Raw genomic sequence first — 25,485 nt, 5'->3', positions numbered from 1 at the left:
GGCACCTACCCCTGCCCGCCCCCGCCTGCCGGCGGCGGCCCCTTGCGGCGGCCCGGGATGGCGGCGCGGGACGGCTTTGACCCGTCAAGCTGCGACCGGCGCAGGCTGAACAGATGCTGCCGGGCGGTGCCGCCGGCGAGCGCAGCGCCCAGGAATGCCGTCGCGTCGCGCACCGACGGATCCGGACTGGCGTCGATGTTGCGGGCCGCCCGCACGTAGTTCCCGAGGTCATGCCCGGGTCCCAGCCCGGCGCCCTCGCCCGCAGGGGTGGCCGCGGGATCGGTCAGGGTCACGGTGACCCGTTCGCGCCGGTCCGGATTCGGCCTGGCGTCGGTGCCCGGCACCCAGTCTTGGGCGTGCTCCAGGTGAACGCTCCGGACGCCCGGGCCGGGGTTGATGCCGGCCACCGGCGAGCCGGCCGTCAGGACGAAGCCCACGTTGTGATTGGCCAGGAAGGCGGGATCGGCGGCAAGGTTCATGGCATGGATGCCGCCCTGGCTGTATCCGACCAGCATCACCAAATCCTCTGCGCCGGCCCCGGCTTCCCCGAGGGCCTGCGACACGGCGGCCGAGACGAACGCGCTCCTGCCGGCGACCGCTTCGGCGATGCCGGTCTCATCGAACGGGTTGGCGGTTGCCTCGGCCAAGCCCGCGGCCTGGGTGCCCGGCAACGCGACGACCCACCGCTTCCGGCCGCCGGGGGCGGATACTTCGAGCACCTCCACGGTGCCGTCACCGGCGCCGTCCGCGCTGGCCGTCCGGTGGAGCAGCCCGGCCAGGGACGCCGGCGCGGGACCGATCTCTTCGGTCGCCGGGGCCGCGCGTGCAACCTTGATGGCGTCGGCCCGGAGCAGCCCCGCCTGCCGCGCCGCGGCGACCAGCAGCGGGGCCAGGTGTTCGGTGGCCGGGTTGTTCCACGGACCGCCCTGCCGGCCGTCCCGCAGCAGCATCCCAGCCGCCGGGCCGCCCAGCGCTCCTGTCACCGCTGCCGGGAACTGGCCGAGCAGCCGTTCGCCGCCCGCCCGGGTCGGCCGCCCCTCGTTGACGGCCATGCCGAGCGGAACCGTCGCCCACCAGGTGGCCGAGTCGACCGCCTGCAGCGCGGCGGAGACGGCCTGCTCGGTTGCCAAATAGGTCCCGTGTGCCAACCGCACCTTTCCGGCTAAAGCCCCAACGCTGTCCGCAAGGGCCGCCAACGATCCCGCGGCGGCCTGGACTGCCGTTTCGGCCGCCCACCGCTCCGGCAGCAGCGTCCAGCGCGGATCGGCCAGCAGCAGTTGCACCGACAGGAGCTCGCGCCACAGGTCGCCGATGGTGGCGGCGGCCGACTCCAGCCGGACGGCTGCCGACGCCAGCTCCTCCCACTCAAACGCGATGCCGCCGATGCCGCCGGCAACCCGATAGCCGGCGTACCGGCGGGACCCGGTGCCGCCTTCCCACCACCGGGCCCCGCCGGGCAGCCAGTCGTCGTCAGCCATCGTGCATCTCCGGCACAGGCCGTCCGGATCCCGGACGTCACGACCGGGGGCCGTACATCGCGGCCGCCGCCGTTTGGGCCGCGCCGGCAGCCGCCTCCGCCGCACCGACGGCCGCTGCCGCGAGCCTCAGCAGTTCTGCCGCCTCCGCCATCCCGGTGCGGTACTCGTACAGCCGCGCCCTGAAGGCCTTGCCGGCCGGCGAGACCCAGGCCGCGGCCGCGCCGGCCAGGTCCGCCCGCACGGACAGCAGTTCCTGCTCACAGGAAAGCAGCCGGCCGGGGGCCGGCCCCCATCCCGGGTCCGCCGAACCGCCCGGCCCGGCCTCCGCCGTCGCCGTTTGCCAAAACATCACCCTGGCCTCCTTTGCGCCTCGACTTCCTCCGAGGCTAGGGCCGCGTCGTCCGCGGGGCCTGACGCAGACCGGCTATGTGCATGAGGGAGAACGCGGCGCCGCTGTGCAGGCGAAGTCGCACGGAAAGCGGCGGCATGGGACATGAAAGAATAGGGCCATGGCTGAAACTTCCCGTGTTCCCTTGGCAGAAGTCACCCCCGCTATCGCACTCGGTCCGTTGGACGGGCGGTACCACCAGGCGGTTGCGCCGCTGGTTGACTACCTCTCCGAAGCCGCGCTGAACCGCGATCGCGTGCATGTGGAGGTGGAGTGGCTGATCCACCTGGCCAACCAGTCCGTACTGCCCGGGGCGGGACCGCTGACCGGGGAGCAGCAGTCGGCGCTGCGCAAAATCGTCACCGACTTCGACGGAAATGCCGTGCGCGAACTGGCGGAGATCGAAGCCGTCACCGTCCACGACGTGAAGGCCGTGGAGTACTTCATCGGCCGCCGACTCGGCCAGCTGGGCATCGAGAACCTCACCGCCATGGTGCACTTCGGCTGCACCTCGGAGGACATCAACAACCTCTCCTACGCGGTGGGAGTGAAGGGGGCCGTGGAACAGGTCTGGCTGCCGGCCGCCCGCGCCCTGGTCGAGCAGTTCACGGCCATGGCCCGCGAGCACCGCGACGTGCCGATGCTCTCGCGCACCCACGGACAGCCCGCCACGCCGACCACCCTCGGCAAGGAGCTGGCGGTCATCGCCCACCGCCTCACCCGCCAGCTGGACCGGATCGCCCGCACCGAGTACCTGGGCAAGATCAATGGAGCCACCGGCACGTATGCGGCGCACTACGCTTCGGTTCCCTCGGCGGACTGGCAGGCCGTTTCGAAGACCTTCGTCGAGGGACTGGGCCTGACCTGGAACCCGCTGACCACCCAGATCGAGTCGCATGACTGGCAGGCCGAGCTCTACTCCGACATCGCCCGCTTCAACCGGATCCTGCACAACGCCTGCACGGACATCTGGAGCTACATCTCCATCGGCTATTTCGCGCAGATCCCCGTCGAAGGTGCCACCGGCTCGTCCACGATGCCGCACAAGGTTAACCCGATCCGCTTCGAAAACGCCGAGGCGAACCTGGAGATCTCCAACGGCCTGCTGGACACCCTGGCGGCCACCCTGGTCACCTCCCGCTGGCAGCGCGACCTCACCGACTCGTCCTCGCAGCGGAACATCGGCGTCGCCTTCGGGCACTCGCTGCTGGCCATCTCCAACGTTGCCAAGGGCCTGGACCGGCTCAGCGTGCCCGCCGAGGTGCTGGCGGTGGACCTGGACCAGAACTGGGAGGTGCTCGGCGAGGCTATCCAAATGGTCATGCGCGCCGAGGCCATCGCCGGGGTCGAAGGCATGGAGAACCCGTACGAGCGGTTGAAGGAGCTCACCCGCGGCCACCGCGTTGACGCCGAGCGCATGAAGGAGTTTGTCTCAGGCCTCGGACTGTCCCCGGACGCCGAGAACCGCCTGCTCGCGCTCACCCCGGCCAACTACAACGGCATCGCCGGCAAGCTGGTGGACCACCTGCGCTGACCCTCCCCTGGTTCTTCCGACGACGGCGGCGGTCGCCTTCCGCAGGGGAGGCCACCGCCGTCGTCGTCTGCAGGACCATGGCCGATAGCCCGAGCAGTGACCCCACTCACCAAATTCGTCGTTTGGTCATGGGTGGGTCTAGAGTCATTACTACGCCGCGGGGTGGAGCAGTTCGGTAGCTCGCCGGGCTCATAACCCGGAGGTCGTAGGTTCAAATCCTACCCCCGCAACGAATGAAGGCCCTCTGACTAGGGATTATCCCGGTCAGAGGGCCTTTCTTATTGGCTGGATCCAGTACTCCGCTGCAACTGCACTCGCGGCCGCTATGCAGGGGCCAGTGCTTGCTGGGTCAGTGTTGCAGCCGCATCCGCTGCAGGATGGTCGCGGAGATTTCCTCCACGGACATGAATGCGGAGTTCACGTACGGGATCCCATTGACGGCATACATGTCCTCGGCGCTGCGCAGCTCGAAGCTGCATTGGGCCAGCGAGGCGTAGGTGCTGTCCGGCCGGCGCTCCTGGCGGATTTGGCTTAGCCGGATCGGCAGCGAGGTCAGCCCAAAGCATCTGCGCACGAAGGGCCGCAACGGCTCCGGCAGCGAGCGGCGGGCGAAGTCCTCCTCGATCAGCGGGAAGTTGGCGGCCAAAATGCCGTGCTGCAGCGCCAGGTACATCGTCGTCGGGGTCTTGCCGCAGCGCGAGGGCGCGATCAGGATCAGTTCCGCCCGTTCCAGAGCGCGGATGGACTGCCCGTCGTCGTGCTCGATGGCGTATTCGACGGCGGTCATGCGTGATTGATAGCGGATGGCGTCGCCGACGCCGTGCGCCCGGCCCGGCTCGCCGGTGGCGGAGGCCTGCAGGGCTTGCTCGAGCTGGCCGATGTGGGCACCGAACAGGTCCACGAAGTGTCCCTTGCTCCCGGCCAGGATCGCGCGGATGTCGCTGCCGACGGCGGTGGAGAAGACGATCGGCCGCTGCCCGGCCGCGGCGAGGCTGTCGATGATGGTGACGACCTCGCGCGCCTGTTCCTCCGTCCCGATGAAGGGAATGGTGCGCCGCTCCAGCCGCGGCCCGGGGAACTGGGTCAGCAGCGTGTTGCCCAGCGTCTCGGCCGTGATGCCGGTGCTGTCGGAGAGGAAGAACACCACGGGGCCGGGGCTGTGGCCCGCCCGCGTGGTGTTCCGGGGAAGGTTTCCGCTCACCGTGCGGTTCCGGGCACGCTCATCCCCGGACTGCGGTCTCACGACCGCGGGCCAGGCGCAGCCAGGTGTCGGTTACGGCGTCCGGGTTCAGCGAGATCGAGCTGATGCCCTGTGCCAGCAGCCATTCGGCGAAGTCCGGGTGGTCGCTGGGGCCCTGGCCGCAAATGCCGACGTACTTGCCGCGGGCGCGGCAGGCGCCGATCGCCATCTCCAGGAGCTTGGTGACCGCCGGGTTGCGTTCGTCGAATCCCCCGGAGACCAGGGCCGAGTCCCGGTCCAAACCCAGAGTGAGCTGGGTCAGGTCGTTGGATCCGATGGAGAAGCCGTCGAAGTACTCCAGGAACTCACCGGCCAGCAGGGCGTTGGCCGGCAGTTCGCACATCATCACGATTTCCAGCCCGTCCTCGCCGCGGACCAGCCCGTTGACGGCCAGCAGCTCGGCCACCCCGCGGGCCTCGTCCAGGGTGCGCACGAAGGGGACCATAACCTTGATGTTGGACAGGCCCATCTGCGTGCGCGCCAGCTTCAGGGCCTCGCACTCGAGTTCGAACGCCTGGCGGAACGAGTCCGAGAGATACCGGGAGGCGCCGCGGAAGCCGATCATCGGGTTCTCTTCCTCGGGCTCGAAGGCCGGGCCGCCGAGCAAGTTGGCGTACTCATTGGACTTGAAGTCCGAGAGCCGAATGATCACCGGTTCAGGGGCGAAGGCGGCCGCGATCGTGGCGATGCCCTCGGCCAGCCGGCGGACGTAGTAATCCCGGGGCCCGTCGTAGGCGGCGATTTTCTCCTGGATTTGCTGCACGGTGTAGTCGGACAGCGCGGCGGGGCGCTCGATTTCCCCGGCCAGGGCCAGCAGGGCGTTGGGGTGGATGCCGATCTGGCGGTTGATGATGAATTCCAGCCGGGCCAGGCCCACGCCGCGATGCGGCAGCCGGGAGAAGCTGAAAGCCTGTTCGGGGGTGCCGACGTTCATCATGATCTTCACCGGTGCTTCCGGCATCGTGTCGAGGGCGGTCTCCTCCAAGGTGTAGTCCAGCAGCCCGGCGTAGACCAGACCTGTCTCGCCTTCGGCGCAGGAAACGGTCACCGGGGTGCCCTCGGTGAGCACCTGGGTGGCGTTGCCGGTGCCGACAACGGCCGGGATGCCCAGCTCGCGGGCGATGATGGCCGCGTGACAGGTGCGCCCACCGCGGTCAGTGACGATGGCGGCGGCCTTCTTCATGATCGGTTCCCAGTCCGGGTCGGTCATGTTCGCCACCAAGACGTCGCCGGGCTGGAAGGAGGACATCTGGTCGATCGAGGTCAGCACGCGCACCTGGCCGGCGCCGATGCGCTGGCCGATGGCCCGGCCCTCGGCCAGCACCGCGGAGCGCTCCTTGAGCGTGAAGCGCGAGAGGGTGCCGGCCGCCTTGCGGGACTCGACGGTTTCGGGGCGGGCCTGCAGGATGTACAGCTGGCCGTCGGTGCCGTCCTTGCCCCATTCGATGTCCATCGGGCGGCCGTAGTGGGCCTCGATGGCCACCGCGTGCCGGGCCAGCTGCTCCACCTCGGCATCCGTGAGACTGAAGCGCCCCCGCTGCGAAACCGGCACCGGGGCGAACTCGATGGTGCGGCCGGGCTCGGCCGATGCCGCGTAGGTCATCTGCACGGCCTTCTCGCCCAAGCCGCGCTTGAGGATCGCCGGCCGGCCGGCGGCCAAGGCGGGCTTGTAGACGTAGAACTCGTCGGGGTTCACCGCACCCTGGACCACGGCCTCGCCCAGGCCGTAGGAGGAGGTAATGAAGACCGCGTCGCGGAAGCCGGACTCGGTGTCCATGGTGAACATGACCCCGGAGGAGCCGACGTCGGAGCGAACCATGCGCTGGATGCCCGCCGAAAGGGCCACCTCGGAGTGGGTGAACCCGTGGTGGACCCGGTAGGCGATCGCGCGGTCGTTATAGAGCGAGGCGAAGACGTCCCGGATGGCGGCCAACACGTTCCCGATGCCGCGCACGTTCAGGAACGTTTCCTGCTGGCCGGCAAAGGAAGCGTCGGGCAGGTCCTCGGCGGTGGCACTGGAGCGCACGGCCCAGGACACGTCCTCGCCGTGGCTGCCGGCCAGCTGCGTATAGGCGGCGCGGATCTGCTCCTCGAAACCGGCCGGGAACGGTGCCTGGCGGATCATCTCCCGAATCCTTGCTCCGGCGGCACCCAAGGCCGTCACGTCGTCGCTGTCCAGGCCCACGAGGACGGTCTCGATACCGGCTTCCAGGCCGGATTCGCGCAGGAAGCGGCGGTAGGCGTCGGCGGTGGTGGCGAAGCCATCCGGGACCTTTACTCCGGCCGCTGCCAGGTTTCCGATCATCTCGCCCAGTGAGGCGTTCTTGCCCCCGACCTGGTCAAGGTCGGACAGGCCAACTTCGGAAAACCACAGAACGTTAGTCATGGATGCTGCTCCTTTTGGGCCATGCGCTCCAAGGCGCTGTGGGTAAAAGAGGTGATGCCCAAGGCTGTCCGGAGGAGCTCCCGGACACAAGCGGTTGTGACACACGCAACAGTTCTGAAGGTCACGAAAGGTCACCGAATGGACGCGCTGCCCGCGGGCCGCCGCATCAGCGCCGGACAAACCGGCGCACCTGGAGCTGCCACGAAGGTGCGCGCCTACCCGCCCTGGTTCGCCTTTCGCTCGCGCTCCTCGTAGGCCTCCTCGCCCGGGCCGGTGAACGCCTGGTTGCGCTCCACGGCGTCGATGGAGCCGGTGAACAGCTGAGAGTCGCCCGCGCCGGTCATCACCGCGGCCGCGGGACGGCGGCGGCCGCCGGCGGGGGCCTCGCCGCTCTCCGCCGGGCCGACGGCTTCCCACCGCTGCCGGGGCAGCGCCTGCGGGTATTCGCGCTGCAGGAAGGTAACCATGGATTCCCGCACCAGGCAGCGAAGGTCGAACAGTGTGCCGCTGTCCCCGGCACTGACCAGGATGCGCACGCGGACCAGCGAGTTGACGGCGTCGGTGACCTGCAGGATGGCGGTGCGTCCGTCCCAGATCTCGGCCGCCTCCACCACGGCCTTGAGGTGCGCGCGCAGCTCGTCCAGGGGAACCCGCCAATCCACGTCCAGCTCCACCGTTCCCAGCAGGGCGGCGGTCCGGCGGGTCCAGTTCTCGAAGGGCGTGCTGGTGAAGTACGTAGAGGGCAAGATCAGGCGCCGGTCGTCCCAGATGTGGACCACCACGTAGGTCATCGTGATCTCCTCCACGGTGCCCCATTGGTTCTCGACCACCACGACGTCATCCACCCGGATGGCATCCGTGAAGGCCAGCTGCATGCCGGCAAAGACGTTGGTCAGGGAGCTTTGCACCGCGAGGCCGGCGACGACGGACAGGACGCCGGCGGAGGCCAGGATACCGGCACCGAGGGCCCGGACCTGGGGAATGGTCAACAGCACGCACGCAACCGCGATCGTCACGATCAGCGCCACCGCCACGCGGCGCCCCAGGATCACCTGCGTCTTAAGCCTGCGCAGCCGGCGGTTGTCCTTGGTGTCCGTGCGGTACTTGGCCAGGATGGCCGCCTCAATGACCAGCAGTACGACGACGGCGAACCAGGCCACCGCAGCTATGAGCACCACGATCAGGACGAAGTCCACGGCGGTATGCCACGGCTCATCGGCGGACGTGATACGCAGGCCCACCCGGATTCCGATGACGGCCAGCGCCACCCGGAAGGGGCTGCGCCCGCGGGCCGAGACATCCCGGATGTTGGGCACACGCCGGAACAGCTGGTTCACTGCAACCCGCAGGAGCGCGGTGATCACCAGTGCTGCGGCAACGGCGATCAGCACTACTGTCGCCGGCTGGATCAGGTAGAGATAATCATCCATATTTTCGATGGTGCAGATCCGGCGCGGAGCCTGTCCAATCGAGCTGCGCGACCCTTCATACTGGTGCTGGAGTGCTTGGAGTTTTCTGCCCAGGACCGCGCGGCCCCAGCCCCAACGAAAAACAGTTCGGTTAGCCGAACCGAACGGCTTTTGCTAGGTTGGTTTCATGTCAGATTTTTCTAGCGGCAATGAGACCGGCGGCGAGCAGCCCACACCGGGGGTGCAGGTCCGCCACGGCTTCGCCTTGCTGCTCCAATGGGCCAGCAGGAAAAAGATCCGCCGATACGTCTTCGGCCCCGAAGCCGAGGACCTCTCGCCCACAGACACGGCACTGCTGGAATACCTGACCAGGAGCGGCCCGATGCGGCTATCCGACCTGGCCGCGCAGTGGGGAGTGAACAAATCCACCATGACCCCGCAGATCCGCCGCCTCGAAGCCAGGGAACTGATCGACCGCAGGCCGGACCCCGCCGACCGCCGGGCAACCCTCCTACAGACATCCGCCGTCGGGCTCAAACTGCAACAGCAGATCGGCGCCGCGGGCGCGGCAGCGTTCGATGAAATACTCTCCAGCTGGTCATCGGAAGACAGGGAGATTCTCGGCGCCATGCTGGTCCGTTTCGCCAACGAACTTTCCGCCGCCACGCCCCGGCTCTTCCAAAACACCGCGTCAGCCACCGACATTCCTCCGGCCCACGACCCGGAAAGAACCCCCAACCCCTAAACAACCCCCGGGGCGAGATTTCCGCGACGTCTTCCACTCGCGTCGGGGAGGTGTCCCGTGCTCTCAAACTGCTGTCCTCACCGGAGGGCACTGCCGTGCCTTTCGGCACCGCACCTAAATCGCTCCCATGAACTTTGTGAAGGTTGACTGAATGCGTGAAAGCAACGACATACAAGAAACGGTGCCGTCCAGCGACGCGCTCAGGCGCCACGCCCCACTGATCGCGGCCGAAGCCCTCTTCGCACTCTCCGCACTCAGCGCGCTCATCCGCGGCGAGCCCACGGCAGCCGTCATCCCCGTCGCACTGCTACTGGCCTCGTTCCCGGTTCTGCTCGTGGAGCGGTGGGCGCACGTTGAGATCCCCGCACGCCTACAGGCGCTGTACGCGGTGCTGTTGCTCGGCGGCCCGTACCTGGGAAGCCAACTCGGTTTCTACGCCACATGGACACCGTGGGACACGGTCGTGCACTTCTACTCCGGATTCGTCGTCGCGCTCGGGATCGTTTTTGCCCTGGGCACCACCGGCCGCCGCTACGGGTTCTCGACGCCGCCCTGGCTCGCGGCGGTGATGATCGTCGCGTTCAGCGGTTTCGTCGCCCTGCTGTGGGAGATCGCGGAGTTCGCCTCCGATGCCGTGCTCGGCACCGAAGCCCAGATCACCAACTTCGACACCATGACGGACCTGATCGCCGGAACCGCGTCGGCGATCATCGTGGCGGCCACGCGGATCCTCGTCCGGCACAAGGGATGGTTCCCCTCCGCCGAGGTCCTGACGCAGGGCCCACCACCTCGGCAGGTACCCAGTGCGCACACCCCGGCCGCGGGGCACCCTCGGAGTGCTCCGGTAACCGAAGGCGCCATGCGATAAGACCCGAACCACCGGGCCGATATGGCCCGGCCGCCGTCGCACTTGAATCACAGGTTGCCCCGGAGCGTGCGGTGACGTCGCTCACCAAATTCGCCGTTTGGCCACTTGGGGGTCTACAGTCAGAGACGCCGCAGGGTGGAGCAGTTCGGCAGCTCGCCGGGTTCACAACCCGGAGGTCGTAGGTTCAAATCCTACCCCCGCAACTACTAGTGGGACCCTTGCCTGTTTCAGGCCGGGGTCCCACTTTTTTGGCCTACTCCCCTGCCGGAGCGCAGCCCGGAACCAGCCGGCAGCGCCCGAAGACGGACCCGAACGACCACGGGCAGCAGCCCGGCCGCCGACCAATGGCGGGCAGCAGCGCGCGGCCAGGAGCACCGCATGGCGGAGCCGCACCGCGGGTTTGTCCCAGCGGCGTCCGGGCGGGGAGACGGAGGCGGGGCCCGGAAAAATTGCTCCCCCGCAGGTGGGCACGGACAGGCTTGGGAGGTCTACGCTGTTCACCGCCACGGTTTTTTGGGCGACGTGCCGCTGACATAAGCGGCAGGCGCCGCCCGCGAGAGAAGGAGAATCCGATGGCTAACGCCGAAGACGACAGCATCTCGAACAATGAGGCGCTGAAACCACTCGTCGAACGCAGTCGCTTCGGCGTGGCGGAACGGCGCAAGCCCGCCGATGCCGATTCCGAGGCCAAGCGCCCGCCCATATCCAGCACGGAACTGAGCAAGGGGCCCGCCGAACTCACCGAGAACCGCGGCCCCCGGGTCAACTGGCGGGTTTTCATCATCTCGTCCGTGATCGTCCTGGCCTTCTCCATCTGGGCCATCATGGCCCCGGGCAACGCGGCCGGCACGATGCACACCATGGTCGGCTGGATCGCCACCAACCTGGGCTGGTTCTACGTCCTGACCGTCACCCTGGTCATTCTTTTCGTCCTGTGGGTGGCCCTCTCCAAGGAAGGCAGCGTCAGGCTCGGCCCCGACCACTCGCGCCCCCAGTACAACCTCTTCACCTGGGTCGCCATGCTCTTCGCCGCCGGCGTGGGCATCGATATGCTCTTCTACTCCGTCACCGGCCCGATCACGCAATACATCAACCCTCCCACCGCCGCACCCGAATCGGCGGAAGCCGCGCAGGACGCCGTCGTCTGGACCATGTTCCACTACGGCGTGGCCGGCTGGTCGATGTATGCCCTTCTCGGCATGGCGATGGGGTATTTCGCCTACCGCTGGGGCATGCCGCTGTCCATCAGGGCCGCGCTCTACCCGCTGCTGGGTAAGCGCGTGCGCGGGGCGACCGGCGACGTCATCGACATTTTCGCCTTGGTCGGCACCGTCTTCGGCGTAGCCACATCGATGGGCATCGGCGTCGTCCTGCTCAACGTCGGCTTCAGCTGGTTGTTCGGCCTGCCGGAGGGCCTGGCCCTGCAGATTGCCCTGGTGCTCGTCGCCGTCGTCATGACCGTGGCGGCCTGTACCTCCGGCGTCGACAAGGGGATCCGGTGGATCTCCGAACTGAACCTGTGGGCGGCCGGAGCGATGATGCTCTACATCCTGGTCACGGGTAAGACCTCGTTCCTGCTGAACGCCATGGTCGAGAACATCGGCCGCTTCATCTTCTCGCTGCCGGAGCGCACCCTGCAGACCCTGGCCTACGAGGAGGACGGTTCGGCGTGGATGGCCGGCTGGACCCTCTTCTTCTGGGCCTTCTGGCTGGCCTGGGGCCCGTTCGTCGGCCTCTTCCTGGCACGCATTTCGCGCGGCCGGACCCTGCGGGAATTCGTCATCGCGGCCATCACCGCCCCGGTCCTCTGCGACTTCTTCATCGTCTCAATCTTCGGCAACAGCGCCATGAGCGAGGTGCTCGCCGGCAATACCGAGTTCGCCCAGGAGGCCATCAACAGCCCCGAGCACGGGTGGTATGCGCTGCTGGAAATGTTCCCGGGCGCGCCGTTCCTGATCGGTCTGGCCACCCTCTCGGGCCTGCTGTTCTACCTCACCAGCGCCAATTCCGGTGCGATGGTGATGTCGAACTTCTCCTCCATGATTCCCGATCCGGCGATGGACGGTGCCAAGTGGCTGCGCATCTTCTGGGCCCTGGTCACCGCGATCCTCACGGTGGCCATGCTGGTGGCCGGCGGCGTGACAACCATGGAATACGCAACCCTGATCTTCGCGTTGCCGGTGACCGTCATCGCGTATCTCGTGATGGCCTCCTTCTCGAAGGTGCTCAGGATGGAACGGGCCGAGCGCGAGGGGCAGGTGCTGCGGCGGCGCACTGCTGCCGCCCATGGCGGACAGATACCGGAAAAGACTTGGCGGCAGCGCCTGGCGCGGCTGCGGTCCTACCCGTCGAACAAGGCCGTGGCACAGTTCGCCGAGCGGGTCGTGCAGCCGGCGCTGCAGGACGTCGCCAAGGAATTCACCGAACTCGGCTACGAGGCAGAGATGACGACGACGCCGAACCCGAAGACCGGCATCGACGAGCACATCCTCGTGGTGAATATGGACGACCACCGCGACTTCCACTACCAAGTGGCCGCGGTCGAGGCCCCCGTTCCGACCTTCGGCGGCCGCAGCATGCCCCGCGAGATCGACACGTACTACCGGCTCGAGGTGTTCACCCAGACCGGCAGCGAGGGCTACGACCTCATGGGTTTGACCCAGCAACAGGTCATCAACGACGTCCTCGACCGGTACGAGGCGCACCTGGCGTTCCTCAAGTACTCCAGCGAACACGCCTACGCCTCCGTCCTCACCCCCGTGGTGCCGCCGACGACCGAGTCGATTCCGCACGTGCCCAAGAAGGCCGACGACGTCGAGAAGCTCGACGAATCCTAGGAGCGCCGGCCGGCGTCTCGGCGGGCACAATGACTCCCGACGAGCCGCCGGCCCCGTTCCGATACAGTCGTTGCATGGGCACCGACGACATTTCCTTCCATACCCGCAAGTGGGTGCGTCCCGAAGACCTCAACGCCAACGGCACCCTTTTTGGCGGCAGCTTGCTGCGGTGGATCGACGAACAGGCGGCCATCTACGCCATCGTCCAGCTGGGCAACGGCAAGGCAGTCACCAAGTACATGTCGGAGATCAACTTCGTCAGCTCGGCCCGTCAGGGCGATCTGATCGAGATGGGCCTGAAGGCCACGCATTTCGGCCGGACGTCCCTGACGATGCGGGCCGAGGTGCGGAACATGTTCACGCGCCAATCGATCCTGACCATCGAGAAGATCGTGTTCGTGAACCTGGGCGAGGACGGCAAACCCGCACCGCACGGCTTCACCGAGATCACGTACAGCCGCGACAGGGTGCCCCGGCAACATCTGGATCCCACGGCGGTCCAGGACTAGCGGGCCGGCGTCCCGCGGACGGCGGAGAGGGTTACCCGGGTCCAGCCGGTGGACGAGGAGGCCCGAAAGCGCCGAAACCACCGGCGGGCGGATCCGAGGACCCGGCCCGCCGTCGTTGTTGTTCGTGAGGGGTTACTCCGTCGCCGCCAGCTGGCCGCAGGCGCCGTCGATCTCCTTGCCGCGGGTGTCGCGCAGCGTGGTCGGGACGCCGGCGTCGTTGAGCCGGGCCACGAACTCGCGGGTGACGTCCGGGTCGGACGAGGTCCAGATGGAACCCGGGGTCGGGTTCAGCGGGATGGGGTTGACGTGCACCCAGCCGCGGCCGCGTTTGTTGAGCTTCTTGGCCAGCAGGTCGGCCCGCCACGCGTGGTCGTTCATGTCCTTGATCAGCGCGTACTCGATGGAGACGCGCCGGCCGGTGCGCTGGTAGTAGCCGTAGGCGGCGTCCAGTGCCTCGTCGACCTTCCAGCGGGAGTTCACGGGGATCAGTTCGTCACGCAGTTCGTCGTCCGGGGCGTGCAGGCTGAGCGCGAAGGTGAAGGGGAGGTTCTCATCGGCCAGCTTGTTGATCGCCGGCACCAGGCCCACGGTGGAGACGGTGATGCCGCGGGCGCTCATGCCCAGGCCCTCGGGCGCCTCGTCCACCATGCGGTGCACGGCATTCATCACGCGCTTGTAGTTGGCCAGCGGCTCACCCATGCCCATGAAAACGATGTTGGTAACCCGCCCCGCGTCGGGGCCGGCGTCCTTGCGCTTGCCGCCGAGGCCGCCCTCGGCAATGACCCGGTTGGCCTGAACGATCTGGTCCAAAATTTCAGCGGTGGACATGTTGCGGGTCAGGCCGGCCTGGCCGGTGGCGCAGAACGGGCAGTTCATGCCGCAGCCGCACTGGCTGGAAACGCAGAGCGTGACCCGGCCCGGGTAACGCATCAGGACCGATTCGACCAGCGAGCCGTCGAAGAGCCGCCACAGGAACTTGATCGTGTCGCCGTTGTCGGTGGTCAGGCGCTTGACCTCGGTGAGGAGGGTGGGGAAAAAGGTCTCGGCCAGTTCCGCGCGCCGCTCCTTGGGCAGGTCGCTCATGCGCTCGGGGTCGGTGGTGTAGTGCTGGAAGTAATGCGTGGACAGCTGCTTGGCGCGAAACGCCGGCAGTCCCAGCTCCTTCATCTTGTCCTGCCGCTCGGCCAGCGTCATGTCGGCGAGGTGGACCGGCGGCTGCGTGACGCGCGGGGACTTGAACTGCAGCAGCGGACGGCCCTCGCTGGTGACGGCCTGGTTCCAGCCCTCGGCGGCGGGACGCACCTGGGGCCGGTCGGAAGTTTTTTGGGGGGAAGAAATCTGCGAAGACATTGCCACCTATTGTCTCACAGACACGATATAGTTCTCCCTCCGCCGCTGGCGGGCCGGGGTCACGGCTGCTGCTGTCCGCTCGGCCGCCGCCGGGCCGGGCGAGCTGTGCTTATTCTGGTCCAATGCGGATATGGAGCCTGCACCCCCGGCTGCTCGACCGGAGGGGTCTGGTGGCCTGCTGGCGGGAGGCCCTGCTGGCGCAAAAGGTTCTCGCAGGCGAAACCAAGGGCTACCGCAACCACCCGCAGCTGCAGCGGTTCCGTGCCGCGGAGGACCCGATGGCAGCCATCGGCGCCTATCTGGAGGGGCTGGCGGCCGAGGCTGCGGCCCGCGGATATGCCTTCAACACCAGCCTGATCCGGTGTCCGGGAACCTCGGCGGCCGGTGCTGCCGCAAGGCAGCGGCAGCCGAGCCTGCCGGTCCATTCGGAACAGCTCAGCTTCGAACTGCGGCATCTGATCGCCAAACTCGCGGTGCGGGACCCGGACCACGCCGTGGTCCTGAACCAGCGGCTGGAGCGGCAAAGCCCCGGCCGGGTCCCCGACCCCCATCCGCTGTTCACCACGGTCGAGGGACCGGTGGAGGATTGGGAACGGCCGGTGTGACGCCTTCCGGCTGCCGGCGTGCACGGGTCCGGCCGGGGTGTGGCCGACCCGGAGTCCGGCTGTACTGACCGGAGTGGTTAATTGAGTGACTCAATCGCCCCGACCGTGAACCGGCCTGGCGTTCGCCGGGGGTTCTCCGACCTCGTGGATGGTATGGCCGCTGCAAGCCGTCTTAGTTACGCTGGCTCGCTCGATGCGTGACACGGTGAACCATCGCATGGCGTTGCGCAGCCGGCACCACCCCACCAGGTACCACTGGCCGTTCGTGGAGGCGAACAGCACCGGCTCAACGTCGCGGGTGGTCGTGGTCTCGTCTTTCGAGGTGTAGCGGATGCGGATCACCCGCTGCTCGGCCATCGCCTCCTCCAGTGCCGACTTGATGGAGCGCGACGAGGAGGGAAGCGCGTTGACCCAGACGCGGTGTGCCAGCTCGTCGGCCCGGGCTCGGGTTTTGGGATCGAGGACGTCCAGGATCTTCTGGATACCTGCTGCTGCCAGATCGGCGTAGGGGGCATCGGGTGCAGCGGACACGGCTGCCATGAGCGCCACGGCCTGCGCCGGGGACAGGCTGACGGGCGGCAGCGACGCGCCTACAGCCAATCCGTAGCCACCGCCGGGACCCGGGCGAGACCATACAGGCGCACCGCTGTTCTCTAACGCATCGAGGTCTCTCTTAATAGTGCGCACGGATACCGCGAACTCTCTCGCCAACCGGTCGGCGGAAACCCCCCGCGCGCCGCTGCGGCGCAACATCTCGGACAGGGCATGGAGCCGCTCGACTCGCTTCACAGTTCAGACGCCGACAAAATCATGACATAAATAGTGACATACCCTTGTCCGTAGTGCCTGCGAGGGTAGGGCCATGACAACTACCACGAGCACTCCGACCATCATTCTCATCGCCGGCCACTGGCTGGGCGCTTGGGCGTGGGATGAAGTCCTTGAACACCTGACGACCGACCGCTCCCGCGCAATTGCGATGACGCTGCCCGGTCTCGACGGGGACGATCCCGAGCGTGCGGCGAAGACTCTCGACGATCAAGCCGCGGCGGTCCTGGACGTCTTCACTGAACTCGGGGTCTCCGAGGATCAGCCCGCGACTCTCGTCGCCCACAGCGGGGCGAACGCCCCCGTCAGCCTCGTCCTTGACCGTCGCCCCGAGCTTGTCCATCGAGTGGTGTGGGTCGACTCCGGCCCCGTGGCCACGGGAAGCGCCTTTGCCCCGGACCTCCCGGAGGAGTTGAAAGAGCTTCCGCTGCCGCCCCTCGACGTCCTCGCACAGCAGGCGAGCCTCGAAGGCCTGAGCGCGGAGGTCCTCGAGCGTTTTCAGGCCCGGGCCGTCCCCGAGCCCGGACCCGTGCTGCGTCAGCCCGTCGAGCTCACGAACGATGCCCGCCGCACGGTCCGGACCACCTTGGTGTGCTGCTCGATCCCGAGCGCGCAGGTGCTGGAACTTGCCCGCGCAGGCCATGCCATGTTCGCCGAAGTCGCGAACATCGAGCACCTCGACGTCCTTGACCTCCCGACGGGGCACTGGCCTATGTGGAGCCGTCCCCGCGACCTCGCCACGGCCATCCGGTCAGCGGCTTCTCAAACAAACTGAACTGCACGTACAACCAGAAGGGGGTCAGCCGCATCCGCGGCGCATGCGGCAGCCAGCCGCCCTTCCCACGCTTGATCAAGGTGGCCGGTCAGCAGAGCTAGCGGCTCCGGCCCTCCTGGAAGCGCACAATGCGCTCGATGGCCGTGGCCACGGCGTCGGCACCGGCGGCAAAGGACAGCCGGACGGAGCGCGTGCCGTTGACGGCATCGAAGTCGGCGCCGGGGACCAGTGCCACGCCCTCTTCCTCCAGAAGCGCCCGGCAGTATTCGGCCGAGTCGGCGAAGCCCTCCAGCTGCCGCCCGAGCTCGGCGTACAGGTAAAAGGCCCCGTCGGCCGGTGCCGCGCTCCCCCACTCGAGCCGGCTCAGGTTCTGCAGCAACAGGGCGCGCACCTCGGCGAACGCGGCCACCGCGGCCTCCGCCTCCCTGTAGGAGTCCGCCTCGAACGCCGCCAGTGCCGCCAGCTGGGCCGGGGCCGGCGGGCACAGCGCCACGTTTCCGGCGAGCGCATCGAAGGCCGGCGCGAGGTCGCGCGGCATCAGCGCCCAGCCCAGCCGCCACCCCGTCATCCCCCAGTACTTGGAGAAGGAAGAAATAACGACGGCGGTGCGGTCCAGTTCCCAGGCGCAGGTTCCGCGGGCATCCGGTTCCGCGGGATCGGCCGGATACGTGATGCCCTGGTAGATCTCGTCGCTGACCAGGCGAACCCCATGCTCGGCGCACCAGGCCGTGAGCGCGGCGAGCTCGCTCCGCGACACCATGGTGCCGGTGGGGTTGGCCGGCGACGCCAGCACGAGGCCGGCCAGCGGCCCATGGGCCGCCGCCGCTGCGGCCAGCAGTGCCGGCGTCGGCTGGTAGCGGGCTTCCGGACCGCAGTCGATCTCCACCACCTCGCAGCCGAGCGCTCGCAGAATGTTCCGGTAGGCCGGATAGCCCGGCCGCGCCAGCGCCACCCGGTCGCCCGCATTGAACGCGCTCAGGAACGCCAACATGAAGGCCCCGGATGACCCCGTGGTCACGGCCACTTCCTCCGCCGCCACGTCCAACCCGTACCAGCGCCGGTAGTGGCCCGCGATCGCTGCCCTCAGCTCCTGGATGCCAAGCGCGCTGGTGTAGGTCAGCGGCCGGCCGGAGGCGTGGATCTCGGCGGCCCGCTCGGACACTGCCCGCGGGGCGCCGCCCGCAGGTTCCCCCGCGCACAACGACACCACGTCCCGGCCGGCAGCGCGCATCTGCGCGACCCGGTCCAGGATGCTCATCACTTGGAACGGCGGCACCTGGGCACGGCCGGCCACCTGCAGTTCGTTCACGATCCTCAGAATCAGCCGGCGGTACCGGCGGTCTTGGCGATGTAGACGTCGCAGGCGGCCTTGTGGGTCACGGAACTGGCCACGCTGCCGAGCACCCGGCCCAGCCCCTGCATGCCCACGTTGCCGACCACGATCAGGCGGGCGTTGACGCGTTCCGCCTCTGCCACCAGCGCGTCCTGGGGCTTGCCGAGCACCGCCGTGTAGCTGGTCCTCAGGCCCTCCGCGCCCAGTTCTGCCGCGACGTCCCTGGCTACCTTCTCGGCCCGCTCCGACTCGTGGATGAACCACTTGTCGTTGCCGATCTCCACGACTTCGGTCGCATCGGATTCGTGGGCGGTAACCACCCGGAGCTCGGCGCCCATCGACGCGGCGAGTTTAGCCGCGGTGCGCGCCGCCTTCATGGCGGTATCGCTGCCGTCTACTCCTACGATGATGATTCCGGCCATCGGGCCACCCCTTCGAGCACGTCGTCTGGCGGCCACGTGGGCCGTTTCACACCAACTTACCCGCCGCGTGGGCGATCCGCCGGGAGCCGCGGGTCGCCGTCGTCGTTATCAGTCCACGAACTCCGACTGGGTCTCGATGAACTCCCAATCTTCTTCCGGCAGCGTTGCTTCCTTCAGGTCCGGGCCGCCCGCCTCGTAGACCGCCGCCGCCGCATCTGCGTCCACGACGTCTGCCCTCAGGTTTTCCCGGAACCACTGCTTGTGGCCGGTTGGCAGCTTCAGCCACCACTGTTCAATCCGCAATTCCGCCATCTCGCGCCTCCTTGTATCTCGCCGCTACTACTTCCACCGTAGGTGTGTGGTTTCCCGCGGACAAGGGAGGCCTGCACGCGGGTGACGCAGGCAGCGGCGACAACTACCTCTGCCGGTAGTTGTTGGCTCGTACCGGCCGGAGTGCCACAGTGGACCTCGTCCGCACTCCCGTTGCGCCGCGCCGGCCGCGGGCCCGCCTGGAAGGAACAGCCAATGGACCGCATGGTTTTCATCAACTTGCCCGTCAGCCACCTGAAGAAGGCCACGGACTTCTACACCGGTCTGGGTTATACGCTGAATCAGGACTTCTCCTCGCCGGATGCCTCGTCGGTGGTCATTTCCGACACAATCGTGGTGATGCTGCTGACCCAGGAGCATTTCGGCAAGTTCCTCCGGAACGGCACTCCGCATCTGGGCTCGGATGCCAAGGAAGTGCTGGTGGCCCTCAGCGCCGAGTCGCCCGAGGAGGTGGACCGGTTCGTGGCCAACGCGACGTCGGGCGGCGGGACCATCTACCGGCCGGCGGAAGAAGAGATGCCGGGCATGTACGGGGCCGCCATTGCGGACCCGGACGGACACGTCTGGGAGATCATGCACATGTCACCGGAGGCGATGCAGGCAGTCGCGGAGCAGAACGCCGCGGCGGGCAACGCCGACGGGGCGCAGTAGCTTCTGCGCGGCCCGGTTTCCCTGCCGGCCGGCCGCATCCCGAAAATGTCCTGGATCCATCCCCGGGCGCGGAGTGCCCGGGGGATGGCGGCTGGCTCCCGGTGCCGGCGCTTGGCTTTCTTTCCCGGCGAACCTATGGGTCGGCTCGAAGTTCTGGCACAGTGAAGAGGAGCAGCCGGCACCGGCAGCGGGCCGGGAGCCGATCGACGCGGAGGTCCGCCATGACAGCCTCAACTACGGGCACCACCCGTCCGACCGTCCTGTTCGTGGGCGTGCGGGATGCCGGCCGCTCACAGATGGCCGCGGCCTACCTCTCCCAGCTCGCCGAGGGTGGCATCGAGGCCCGGTCGGCCGGAACCCGGCCAAGGGGACGGCTGGACGCCGCCGTCGTCGAGGCCATGGCCGAAGAGGGCATCGACCTGTCCGCCGTGCGTCCCACGGCGGTCACCCACGAATCGGTCAATAAGGCGCAGATGGTGGTCACGTTGGGTTCCGGCGACGAATGCCCGGTGGTCCCCGGCCGGCGCTATGAAGACTGGGACGTGGACGACCCCGCAGGCCGGGACGCTGCCGGCGTGCGTGCGATCCGTGACGACATCAAGCACCGGGTCCAGCACTTGCTGTCAGAACTGCAGCCGGCCCTGCACCCGGACGCGCAGTAGAGCCCCCACGGGGACGCCAGACTGGATGCCGGAGCCTGTCCGCGGCCGGGCTCACGTCCCCGGCGCCTCGGCAGGCGCCTCACTCGCCGCCTCCGCGTACGAGGCCGAGATCCGACGATAGACCGGGGTCAGGAAGGCCAGCAGGGCGGCCACGATCATGACGATCCCGGCCACGAGAAACACCAGGGCGATGCCGCGGGACGTGCCCTCGCCCAGAAGCGGTGCGAGGGTGGCGGCGCCGTCACCCGAGCGCGCGTACGGGATGATCCAGAGTTGCGCGATCGGTGCGATAAGGAACGCGGTGATCGGCGCAGCCGCGGATTCGAAGGCCATGGCGAATCCGAACACCCTGCCCTGCCGCTGCAGCGGAACCACCTGCTGGATGACCGTCTGCTCGGCGGCCTCCACGAAAGGCACCAGCGTCAGGTAGAGCCAGATCCCGGCAATGTACAGCCAGGCCCACTCGCGAAGCGTGAACACCGCGCCGAGGGCCCCCATCACGATCACCGCGACGAGCATGGTGCGCAGCGGATTACGCCCGAGCCCGAACTTGCCGATCACCGCGCCGCCCACGATGAATCCGGTGGAGCCGAGCGCGAGGTACGCGCCCCACAGCTCCACGGGGAACAGTTCCAGCCCGTAGGGATCCATGAGCGCCATGTAAACCCCGCCGATGAAATTGTTAAAGGTGGAGAACAGGATCAGCGCGAACAGTCCGGCGATGGCCAGCACGGCGGCGATGGAACCGCGCAGGTCGAAGCTGCCGCGTGCGTCCGTGGCGGCCGCGCGCACCTCCTCCGGCATGCGCAGGGTGAGCAGGTGCAGGAAGGCGAGCGCCGTGAGCACCAAGGCGACCGCGATTGTCCCGCCCATGCCGAGCAGGCCTACCGACAGCCCCGATAGCACCGACGTAACGATGAAGGCCAGGCCCTGCACCATGCCCACCAGACCGTTGGCATTGGCCCGCCGCTCCGGGTCGACGAGGATGGTCACCGTGGTGGAGAGGGCAATGTTGCGCATGTTCTCCACCACCGCGCCGATCAGAATGATCAGGGAGAAGACCCAGAACCACGGCCGGGTGAGGTCCAGCAGCCAGGCCTGGGGGGTCAACAGGAACATGGCCCCGGACAGAAGGAACATCGCCAAGGTGAATACGGCGGCGAAGCGCATCACGGCCAGCTTGCGGTAGCGATCCACGAACGTGCCGAAGCTGATGCTGGAAAGCGCAATCAGCAGCATGTATGCCCCGCCGATCACTCCGGTGGCGATCACGTTGCGCGTCTCCAGGTACACCCAGAACGTCAACGCGAACCACAGGTAGCTGGTGGTGATGTTGGCCAGGGCCGTATTCACCAGGATCCCCATGAACGTGCGGTACCGCTGTGCAGGGCTGCGCAGGGTCGTGTCGACTGCGGCTGGATCGACGAGGTTCGGTGCTTCACCGTCCCCGATCGGCACCGAAGTACCGGCCGCCCCCGCGGTAAGACCCGCACCCTCCTGGTGAGCCGGGGCCCCGGCAGGCCCCGGTTCCTGCTCGGTCATGCGTTCCAGTGTACTGACCTGACCCAGGTACGGACACGGCGAAATTCGGCCCGTCAATCCCGGCTCCCGGCCCCGCCAGGTGGCGCGTTAACTGCAGGTGTAGGTGACGCCGTCCACGACGTGAGTGCCCGGTCCCAGCTCGCCACAGGCTTCCATGAGGTAACCGACGCCTGCCAGCGCGATGATGATGAACAGCATCAACAGCACCGTGCCCACGGCGCCGATGATGATGCCGGCGAGCGCGAAGCCGTTTTTGGCACCCGCGCGCTTGGACTGCACCATGCCGATGATGCTGACGATCAGCCCGCCCACCGTCAGCGGTCCGAGCAGGGACAGGATAAAGCCGACGATCCCCATGGTCCTGCCGGGAACGGGTTGCCCGGGACCGGGCTGTCCCGGGTACCCGTAAGGCTCGTTTGGTTGCTGGTATGCCTGGCCGGCGCCCTGTTGCGGGTAGGCGGGGTAGGCGTCCTGTTGCGGGTGGGCGGGGTAGGCGGGGTAGGCGCCCTGCGTGGACGGCGGCTGCTGGGAAGCCGCGGGCTCGGGATGCTCCCCGTGGCCAGTGGGAGTAGACATGTGGTTCCTCTCATCGGTGCGAAAACGATTTATCGTCCCCACCGAACACCCTATGTCCGGCGGCCGCGGATCAGCCCCGGCCCACCAGCGTGTCGACCTGTTCCAGCAAGGCGTCCATCTCGCCGTCGGCCAATTGGTATTGCTGCGCATCCGGCGAGAAGAAGGTTGCGCTGTAGTAGAGGCCGTCGCCGATCAGCTTCACGGCCTGCGCCAGCGGCCGGCTGCCAAGCGCCTGCTCCAAGGCATCCAGCCAGAGTTCCTGGATCCCGGCAAAGGTCCTCGCCGCGGACGGGTGGCCTTGCTGGACCAGGCGCGCCACGGCCACGATGGCCCGGTCCAGCGGCGAATCGACGAACCTGGACGTGCGCACGTAGTAGCGGGCCGCTCCTTCCGGGGCACTGATGATCTGCTCCGCGTCGGCGGCGGTCAGCGCGGAGAGCCGCTCGCACAGGGCGTCCACCATCGCCTCCTTGGACGGAAAGTGGTACAGCAGCCCGCCCTTCGACACCCCGGCCGCCGCCGCGACGGCGTCCATCGTGGCGGCTCGCTCGCCCTCTTTGATCAGGATGTCCTCGAAGTTGTCGAGGATCCGGTCTCTCGCACTGGCCATTTACCCATCCTAGGACTCCCCCCGCCCGCGGAGTTGCCGCTTTGCAGGTAAACCGTCCAGACGGTACAGTAGATCCGACTTCCCCGATTCCGAAAGACCCTCCATGCTTACCGTCACCCAGCGCGCCGGGCGCCGAGAATGGACCGCCCTGGCGGTCTTGATGCTTCCGGTCCTGCTGGTCGCCGTCGACAACACGGTGCTCAGCTTCGCGCTGCCCGCGATTTCCCTGGCGTTCAGCACCAGCGGCACCACCCTCCTGTGGATCATCGACATCTACCCCCTGGTACTTGCCGGCCTGCTGGTGGCCATGGGCAGCCTGGGCGACCGGTTCGGCAGGCGCCGGATGCTGATGATCGGCGCGGCCGGTTTCGCCGCACTGTCCGCGCTGGCCGCCTTCTCCCCCAGCGCCGAACTGCTGGTTGCCGCACGCGCCGGCCTGGGCATCTTCGGGGCCATGCTGATGCCGGCCACCCTGTCCCTGATCCGGAACATCTTCACGGACCGGGCGCAGCGGCGCCTGGCGATCGCCATCTGGGCCGCCGGCTTCTCCGCCGGCGCCGCCCTCGGCCCGCTGCTGGGCGGCCTGCTGCTGGAACACTTCTGGTGGGGTTCGGTCTTTCTGCTCGCGGTCCCCATGCTGCTGCCCATGCTGGTGCTGACGCCGGCGTTCGTGCCCGAGTCGCGCGATCCCGAGCCCGGCCCTATCGACGCGGCCAGCATCCTGCTCTCCGTCGCCGCCCTGCTCCCCGTGGTCTACGCCATCAAGCAGCTGGCCGGCGGCGGAAATCCCGCCCTTGCGGCAGCAACGTTCACCCTCGGCATCCTGGCCGGCTGGCTGTTCGTCCGCCGCCAGCTGGTCCGCGCGAACCCGATGCTGGATGTCCGGCTATTCCGCCACCGCCCCTTCACCGGCGCCGTGCTGGTCAACCTGTTGGCCGTGTTCTCCCTGGTCGGCTTCCTGTACTTCGTCTCCCAGCATCTCCAGTTGGTCCTCGGCCTCAGCCCGCTGCGGGCCGGCCTGGTACTGCTGCCCGGCCTGGCGGTCACCATAACGGCCGGCCTGCTCGCGGTGCCGCTGGTGCGCCGGATTGCCCCGCACCGGCTGGTGGCCTGCGCCCTGTTGCTGTCCGCGGCGGCCTACGCCCTGGTGGCGTCGTCCCCGGACGCCCCGGCGGTGACCCTGATGGCGGCCTTCGCGCTGCTCGGCGCCGGGGTCGGCGCCTCCGAGACGCTCTCGAACGACCTCATTTTGTCCAGCGTCCCCGCGGCCAAGGCCGGCGCCGCCTCCGCCGTGTCGGAGACGGCCTACGAAGTGGGCTCTGTCTTCGGGACCGCCGTGCTCGGCAGCATCCTGGTCGGTGCCTACCGACGGAACATCGCCCTGCCCGCCGGGCTGGACGCCGAACAGCAGCAAGCCGCCGGCGAGACCCTCGGCGGCGCCATCACCGTTGCCGGGCAGCTGCCCGAACGCACCGGGGCCGCCCTGCTGGATTCCGCGGTCCATGCTTTCGACAGCGGCGTGACCGTCACCGCCGGACTGGCCGCGGTTCTCATGGTCGCGGCAGCCTGGCTCGCCTTCAGAACGCTGCGCGTCCCGCAGCACCAGTGACTCGGGGCGCGGCCGGCGCCCTTGCGCGATACCCCTAGGGGGTATAGATTGGTGGCATAGCCCACCGAGTGAGGAAGCCATGAGCCACACAGCACTGCCTGAGGAAACCGAAACCGTCACCTCCCCCGCCGACGAGCACATCGGGCACGCCTACACGTCGGACAAGGAAGCGTACCTGCGCCGGCTCAAGCGCGTTGAGGGCCAGGTCCGCGGCATCGCCCGCATGGTGGAGGACGACAAGTACTGCATCGACATCCTGACCCAGGTCGCCGCCGTCAACAAGGCCCTGCACGCGGTGAGCGTTGGCCTGCTCGAAGACCATATCGGACACTGCGTCATCGGCGCCGCCAAGGAATCCGAACTCAGCGGCGACCCGCAAATCGTCGAGGACAAGGTCAAGGAAGCCTCGGACGCCATCGGCCGGCTGCTGCGCTGACCTTCCCCGCGAACCCAACCCCAAGGAGACAGTCATGAGCACCACCACCATCAGCATCGACGGCATGACCTGCGGCCACTGCGTGGACGCCGTCACGGAAGAACTGCAGGCCCTCGACGGCGTCCGCGGCGTCAGCATCGAACTCAACAAGGGCGGAATTTCCACGGCGACGGTCAGTTCCGAGGCGGATCTTGACCCGGCCCAGATTGGCGAGGCCGTCGCCGAAGCCGGGTACACCGTCGTCGCGCAGAACGCCTAGCTCCAGATCGCTTCAGGCCAGACGGCCTTTGGCCAGTGCGACGACGGTGCCCTCCGGCCGCCGTCGGCCCCCCTTTTTTCGCGAACCAGCGGACGCGCTGCCC

Annotated in this window: 25 protein-coding genes and 2 tRNA genes; 14 read left to right on the top strand and 13 right to left on the bottom strand. The window is 68.0% G+C overall.

Annotated features, from left to right (window positions below):
• Positions 1–5: 5 nt before the first annotated feature.
• Positions 6–1,478: a hypothetical protein gene (locus tag AC5RW2_RS22255; RefSeq protein ID WP_494074591.1), complete on the bottom strand. Its 1,473-nt coding sequence runs from the start codon at positions 1,476–1,478 to the stop codon at positions 6–8.
• A 37-nt stretch (positions 1,479–1,515) separates the two neighbouring features.
• Positions 1,516–1,830: a hypothetical protein gene (locus tag AC5RW2_RS22250; protein WP_494074590.1), complete on the bottom strand. Its 315-nt coding sequence runs from the start codon at positions 1,828–1,830 to the stop codon at positions 1,516–1,518.
• A 157-nt stretch (positions 1,831–1,987) separates the two neighbouring features.
• Here AC5RW2_RS22250 and purB point away from each other — a divergent pair, with 157 nt between their 5' ends.
• Together purB and AC5RW2_RS22240 are read left to right on the top strand one after the other, a co-directional pair.
• The gene (purB, locus tag AC5RW2_RS22245; protein ID WP_494074589.1) at positions 1,988–3,400 is read left to right on the top strand and encodes an adenylosuccinate lyase; all 1,413 of its coding nucleotides are present in this window, start codon (positions 1,988–1,990) and stop codon (positions 3,398–3,400) included.
• Between the two features lie 156 nt (positions 3,401–3,556).
• Positions 3,557–3,630: transfer RNA gene (locus AC5RW2_RS22240), tRNA-Met, on the top strand.
• Positions 3,631–3,749: 119 nt separating this feature from the next.
• On the opposite strand, the gene AC5RW2_RS22235 is transcribed toward AC5RW2_RS22240, so the two are convergent.
• The 3 genes from AC5RW2_RS22235 to AC5RW2_RS22225 all read right to left on the bottom strand — a co-directional run bounded on the left by AC5RW2_RS22235 (position 3,750) and on the right by AC5RW2_RS22225 (position 8,456).
• Positions 3,750–4,601 carry a pyruvate, water dikinase regulatory protein gene (locus tag AC5RW2_RS22235; protein ID WP_494074588.1) on the bottom strand — a complete coding sequence of 284 codons (852 nt, stop codon included), beginning with the start codon at positions 4,599–4,601 and terminating at the stop codon, positions 3,750–3,752.
• A 19-nt stretch (positions 4,602–4,620) separates the two neighbouring features.
• Positions 4,621–7,026 (bottom strand): phosphoenolpyruvate synthase, encoded by a 2,406-nt coding sequence (ppsA, locus tag AC5RW2_RS22230; RefSeq protein WP_494074587.1) that lies wholly within the window; start codon positions 7,024–7,026, stop codon positions 4,621–4,623.
• Between the two features lie 215 nt (positions 7,027–7,241).
• Positions 7,242–8,456, bottom strand: coding sequence for a mechanosensitive ion channel family protein (locus AC5RW2_RS22225; RefSeq protein ID WP_494074586.1), 1,215 nt, complete (start codon positions 8,454–8,456; stop codon positions 7,242–7,244).
• Positions 8,457–8,622: 166 nt separating this feature from the next.
• Here AC5RW2_RS22225 and AC5RW2_RS22220 point away from each other — a divergent pair, with 166 nt between their 5' ends.
• From AC5RW2_RS22220 to AC5RW2_RS22200, 5 genes are all read left to right on the top strand, one after another.
• Positions 8,623–9,180 (top strand): MarR family winged helix-turn-helix transcriptional regulator, encoded by a 558-nt coding sequence (locus AC5RW2_RS22220; protein WP_494074585.1) that lies wholly within the window; start codon positions 8,623–8,625, stop codon positions 9,178–9,180.
• Positions 9,181–9,331: 151 nt separating this feature from the next.
• Positions 9,332–10,048 (top strand): DUF2238 domain-containing protein, encoded by a 717-nt coding sequence (locus tag AC5RW2_RS22215; RefSeq protein WP_494074584.1) that lies wholly within the window; start codon positions 9,332–9,334, stop codon positions 10,046–10,048.
• 129 nt (positions 10,049–10,177) lie between these two features.
• Positions 10,178–10,251: transfer RNA gene (locus AC5RW2_RS22210), tRNA-Val, on the top strand.
• A gap of 369 nt (positions 10,252–10,620) precedes the next feature.
• On the top strand, positions 10,621–12,885 hold the full coding sequence (betT, locus tag AC5RW2_RS22205) for a choline BCCT transporter BetT (protein WP_494013580.1): 2,265 nt from the start codon (positions 10,621–10,623) through the stop codon (positions 12,883–12,885).
• A 74-nt stretch (positions 12,886–12,959) separates the two neighbouring features.
• Positions 12,960–13,394, top strand: coding sequence for an acyl-CoA thioesterase (locus tag AC5RW2_RS22200; protein WP_494025098.1), 435 nt, complete (start codon positions 12,960–12,962; stop codon positions 13,392–13,394).
• A 132-nt stretch (positions 13,395–13,526) separates the two neighbouring features.
• On the opposite strand, the gene rlmN is transcribed toward AC5RW2_RS22200, so the two are convergent.
• On the bottom strand, positions 13,527–14,744 hold the full coding sequence (gene rlmN / locus AC5RW2_RS22195) for a dual-specificity RNA methyltransferase RlmN (protein WP_494024109.1): 1,218 nt from the start codon (positions 14,742–14,744) through the stop codon (positions 13,527–13,529).
• Positions 14,745–14,866: 122 nt separating this feature from the next.
• Here rlmN and AC5RW2_RS22190 point away from each other — a divergent pair, with 122 nt between their 5' ends.
• The gene (locus AC5RW2_RS22190; RefSeq protein WP_494025097.1) at positions 14,867–15,349 is read left to right on the top strand and encodes a pyrimidine dimer DNA glycosylase/endonuclease V; all 483 of its coding nucleotides are present in this window, start codon (positions 14,867–14,869) and stop codon (positions 15,347–15,349) included.
• A gap of 90 nt (positions 15,350–15,439) precedes the next feature.
• Here the strand turns inward: AC5RW2_RS22190 and AC5RW2_RS22185 are convergent, their stop codons facing one another.
• Entirely contained in the window at positions 15,440–16,138 is a 699-nt protein-coding gene (locus tag AC5RW2_RS22185; protein ID WP_494074583.1) for a helix-turn-helix transcriptional regulator, read from the bottom strand.
• Positions 16,139–16,211: 73 nt separating this feature from the next.
• Between AC5RW2_RS22185 and AC5RW2_RS22180 the strand changes: the two genes are divergently transcribed.
• A complete protein-coding gene (locus tag AC5RW2_RS22180; protein WP_494074582.1) occupies positions 16,212–16,952 on the top strand; it encodes an alpha/beta fold hydrolase in 741 nt (246 codons plus the stop codon).
• 97 nt (positions 16,953–17,049) lie between these two features.
• Here AC5RW2_RS22180 and AC5RW2_RS22175 read toward each other — a convergent pair whose 3' ends face one another.
• The 3 genes from AC5RW2_RS22175 to AC5RW2_RS22165 form a co-directional block, all read right to left on the bottom strand.
• Entirely contained in the window at positions 17,050–18,210 is a 1,161-nt protein-coding gene (locus AC5RW2_RS22175) for an aminotransferase class I/II-fold pyridoxal phosphate-dependent enzyme (protein ID WP_494074684.1), read from the bottom strand.
• Positions 18,211–18,272: 62 nt separating this feature from the next.
• Positions 18,273–18,707 carry a universal stress protein gene (locus AC5RW2_RS22170; RefSeq protein ID WP_494001074.1) on the bottom strand — a complete coding sequence of 145 codons (435 nt, stop codon included), beginning with the start codon at positions 18,705–18,707 and terminating at the stop codon, positions 18,273–18,275.
• Between the two features lie 108 nt (positions 18,708–18,815).
• Complete coding sequence (locus AC5RW2_RS22165; protein WP_494001075.1) at positions 18,816–19,019, bottom strand: hypothetical protein; 204 nt, start codon at positions 19,017–19,019, stop codon at positions 18,816–18,818.
• 213 nt (positions 19,020–19,232) lie between these two features.
• Between AC5RW2_RS22165 and AC5RW2_RS22160 the strand changes: the two genes are divergently transcribed.
• Positions 19,233–19,688 (top strand): VOC family protein, encoded by a 456-nt coding sequence (locus AC5RW2_RS22160; RefSeq protein ID WP_494074581.1) that lies wholly within the window; start codon positions 19,233–19,235, stop codon positions 19,686–19,688.
• A gap of 221 nt (positions 19,689–19,909) precedes the next feature.
• Positions 19,910–20,350: an arsenate-mycothiol transferase ArsC gene (locus AC5RW2_RS22155; RefSeq protein WP_494001077.1), complete on the top strand. Its 441-nt coding sequence runs from the start codon at positions 19,910–19,912 to the stop codon at positions 20,348–20,350.
• 51 nt (positions 20,351–20,401) lie between these two features.
• Here the strand turns inward: AC5RW2_RS22155 and AC5RW2_RS22150 are convergent, their stop codons facing one another.
• The 3 genes from AC5RW2_RS22150 to AC5RW2_RS22140 all read right to left on the bottom strand — a co-directional run bounded on the left by AC5RW2_RS22150 (position 20,402) and on the right by AC5RW2_RS22140 (position 23,078).
• Positions 20,402–21,715, bottom strand: coding sequence for an MFS transporter (locus AC5RW2_RS22150; RefSeq protein WP_494025758.1), 1,314 nt, complete (start codon positions 21,713–21,715; stop codon positions 20,402–20,404).
• Positions 21,716–21,979: 264 nt separating this feature from the next.
• Positions 21,980–22,468, bottom strand: coding sequence for a DUF4190 domain-containing protein (locus tag AC5RW2_RS22145; RefSeq protein WP_494074580.1), 489 nt, complete (start codon positions 22,466–22,468; stop codon positions 21,980–21,982).
• A 70-nt stretch (positions 22,469–22,538) separates the two neighbouring features.
• Positions 22,539–23,078, bottom strand: a complete 540-nt coding sequence (locus tag AC5RW2_RS22140; RefSeq protein WP_494001080.1) for a TetR/AcrR family transcriptional regulator — start codon at positions 23,076–23,078, stop codon at positions 22,539–22,541.
• Positions 23,079–23,181: 103 nt separating this feature from the next.
• On the opposite strand from AC5RW2_RS22140, the gene AC5RW2_RS22135 reads away from it, so the two are divergent.
• The 3 genes from AC5RW2_RS22135 to AC5RW2_RS22125 all read left to right on the top strand — a co-directional run bounded on the left by AC5RW2_RS22135 (position 23,182) and on the right by AC5RW2_RS22125 (position 25,382).
• Positions 23,182–24,687, top strand: a complete 1,506-nt coding sequence (locus tag AC5RW2_RS22135) for an MFS transporter (RefSeq protein ID WP_494074579.1) — start codon at positions 23,182–23,184, stop codon at positions 24,685–24,687.
• Positions 24,688–24,766: 79 nt separating this feature from the next.
• Complete coding sequence (locus tag AC5RW2_RS22130) at positions 24,767–25,123, top strand: metal-sensitive transcriptional regulator (protein WP_494074578.1); 357 nt, start codon at positions 24,767–24,769, stop codon at positions 25,121–25,123.
• Positions 25,124–25,157: 34 nt separating this feature from the next.
• Positions 25,158–25,382 carry a heavy-metal-associated domain-containing protein gene (locus AC5RW2_RS22125; RefSeq protein WP_494001083.1) on the top strand — a complete coding sequence of 75 codons (225 nt, stop codon included), beginning with the start codon at positions 25,158–25,160 and terminating at the stop codon, positions 25,380–25,382.
• The last annotated feature ends 103 nt before the right edge of the window (positions 25,383–25,485 follow it).

The sequence above is a fragment of the Arthrobacter sp. B0316-1-20 genome (genome assembly GCF_059091865.1).
The sequence above is the reverse complement of the archived record's forward strand: the minus strand, read 5'-3'. Positions and strand labels throughout refer to the sequence as shown.

Excerpts from the sequence above, each read along its gene's own strand:
- AC5RW2_RS22255 (WP_494074591.1), bottom strand. The coding sequence starts at position 1,478 with ATGGCTGACGACGACTGGCTGCCCGGCGGGGCCCGGTGGTGGGAAGGC.
- purB (WP_494074589.1), top strand. The coding sequence starts at position 1,988 with ATGGCTGAAACTTCCCGTGTTCCCTTGGCAGAAGTCACCCCCGCTATC.
- ppsA (WP_494074587.1), bottom strand. The coding sequence starts at position 7,026 with ATGACTAACGTTCTGTGGTTTTCCGAAGTTGGCCTGTCCGACCTTGAC.
- AC5RW2_RS22225 (WP_494074586.1), bottom strand. The coding sequence starts at position 8,456 with ATGGATGATTATCTCTACCTGATCCAGCCGGCGACAGTAGTGCTGATC.
- AC5RW2_RS22220 (WP_494074585.1), top strand. The coding sequence starts at position 8,623 with ATGTCAGATTTTTCTAGCGGCAATGAGACCGGCGGCGAGCAGCCCACA.
- AC5RW2_RS22215 (WP_494074584.1), top strand. The coding sequence starts at position 9,332 with ATGCGTGAAAGCAACGACATACAAGAAACGGTGCCGTCCAGCGACGCG.
- betT (WP_494013580.1), top strand. The coding sequence starts at position 10,621 with ATGGCTAACGCCGAAGACGACAGCATCTCGAACAATGAGGCGCTGAAA.
- AC5RW2_RS22200 (WP_494025098.1), top strand. The coding sequence starts at position 12,960 with ATGGGCACCGACGACATTTCCTTCCATACCCGCAAGTGGGTGCGTCCC.
- rlmN (WP_494024109.1), bottom strand. The coding sequence starts at position 14,744 with ATGTCTTCGCAGATTTCTTCCCCCCAAAAAACTTCCGACCGGCCCCAG.
- AC5RW2_RS22190 (WP_494025097.1), top strand. The coding sequence starts at position 14,867 with ATGCGGATATGGAGCCTGCACCCCCGGCTGCTCGACCGGAGGGGTCTG.
- AC5RW2_RS22180 (WP_494074582.1), top strand. The coding sequence starts at position 16,212 with ATGACAACTACCACGAGCACTCCGACCATCATTCTCATCGCCGGCCAC.
- AC5RW2_RS22175 (WP_494074684.1), bottom strand. The coding sequence starts at position 18,210 with ATGAGCATCCTGGACCGGGTCGCGCAGATGCGCGCTGCCGGCCGGGAC.
- AC5RW2_RS22170 (WP_494001074.1), bottom strand. The coding sequence starts at position 18,707 with ATGGCCGGAATCATCATCGTAGGAGTAGACGGCAGCGATACCGCCATG.
- AC5RW2_RS22165 (WP_494001075.1), bottom strand. The coding sequence starts at position 19,019 with ATGGCGGAATTGCGGATTGAACAGTGGTGGCTGAAGCTGCCAACCGGC.
- AC5RW2_RS22160 (WP_494074581.1), top strand. The coding sequence starts at position 19,233 with ATGGACCGCATGGTTTTCATCAACTTGCCCGTCAGCCACCTGAAGAAG.
- AC5RW2_RS22155 (WP_494001077.1), top strand. The coding sequence starts at position 19,910 with ATGACAGCCTCAACTACGGGCACCACCCGTCCGACCGTCCTGTTCGTG.
- AC5RW2_RS22150 (WP_494025758.1), bottom strand. The coding sequence starts at position 21,715 with ATGGGGATCCTGGTGAATACGGCCCTGGCCAACATCACCACCAGCTAC.
- AC5RW2_RS22145 (WP_494074580.1), bottom strand. The coding sequence starts at position 22,468 with ATGTCTACTCCCACTGGCCACGGGGAGCATCCCGAGCCCGCGGCTTCC.
- AC5RW2_RS22140 (WP_494001080.1), bottom strand. The coding sequence starts at position 23,078 with ATGGCCAGTGCGAGAGACCGGATCCTCGACAACTTCGAGGACATCCTG.
- AC5RW2_RS22135 (WP_494074579.1), top strand. The coding sequence starts at position 23,182 with ATGCTTACCGTCACCCAGCGCGCCGGGCGCCGAGAATGGACCGCCCTG.
- AC5RW2_RS22130 (WP_494074578.1), top strand. The coding sequence starts at position 24,767 with ATGAGCCACACAGCACTGCCTGAGGAAACCGAAACCGTCACCTCCCCC.
- AC5RW2_RS22125 (WP_494001083.1), top strand. The coding sequence starts at position 25,158 with ATGAGCACCACCACCATCAGCATCGACGGCATGACCTGCGGCCACTGC.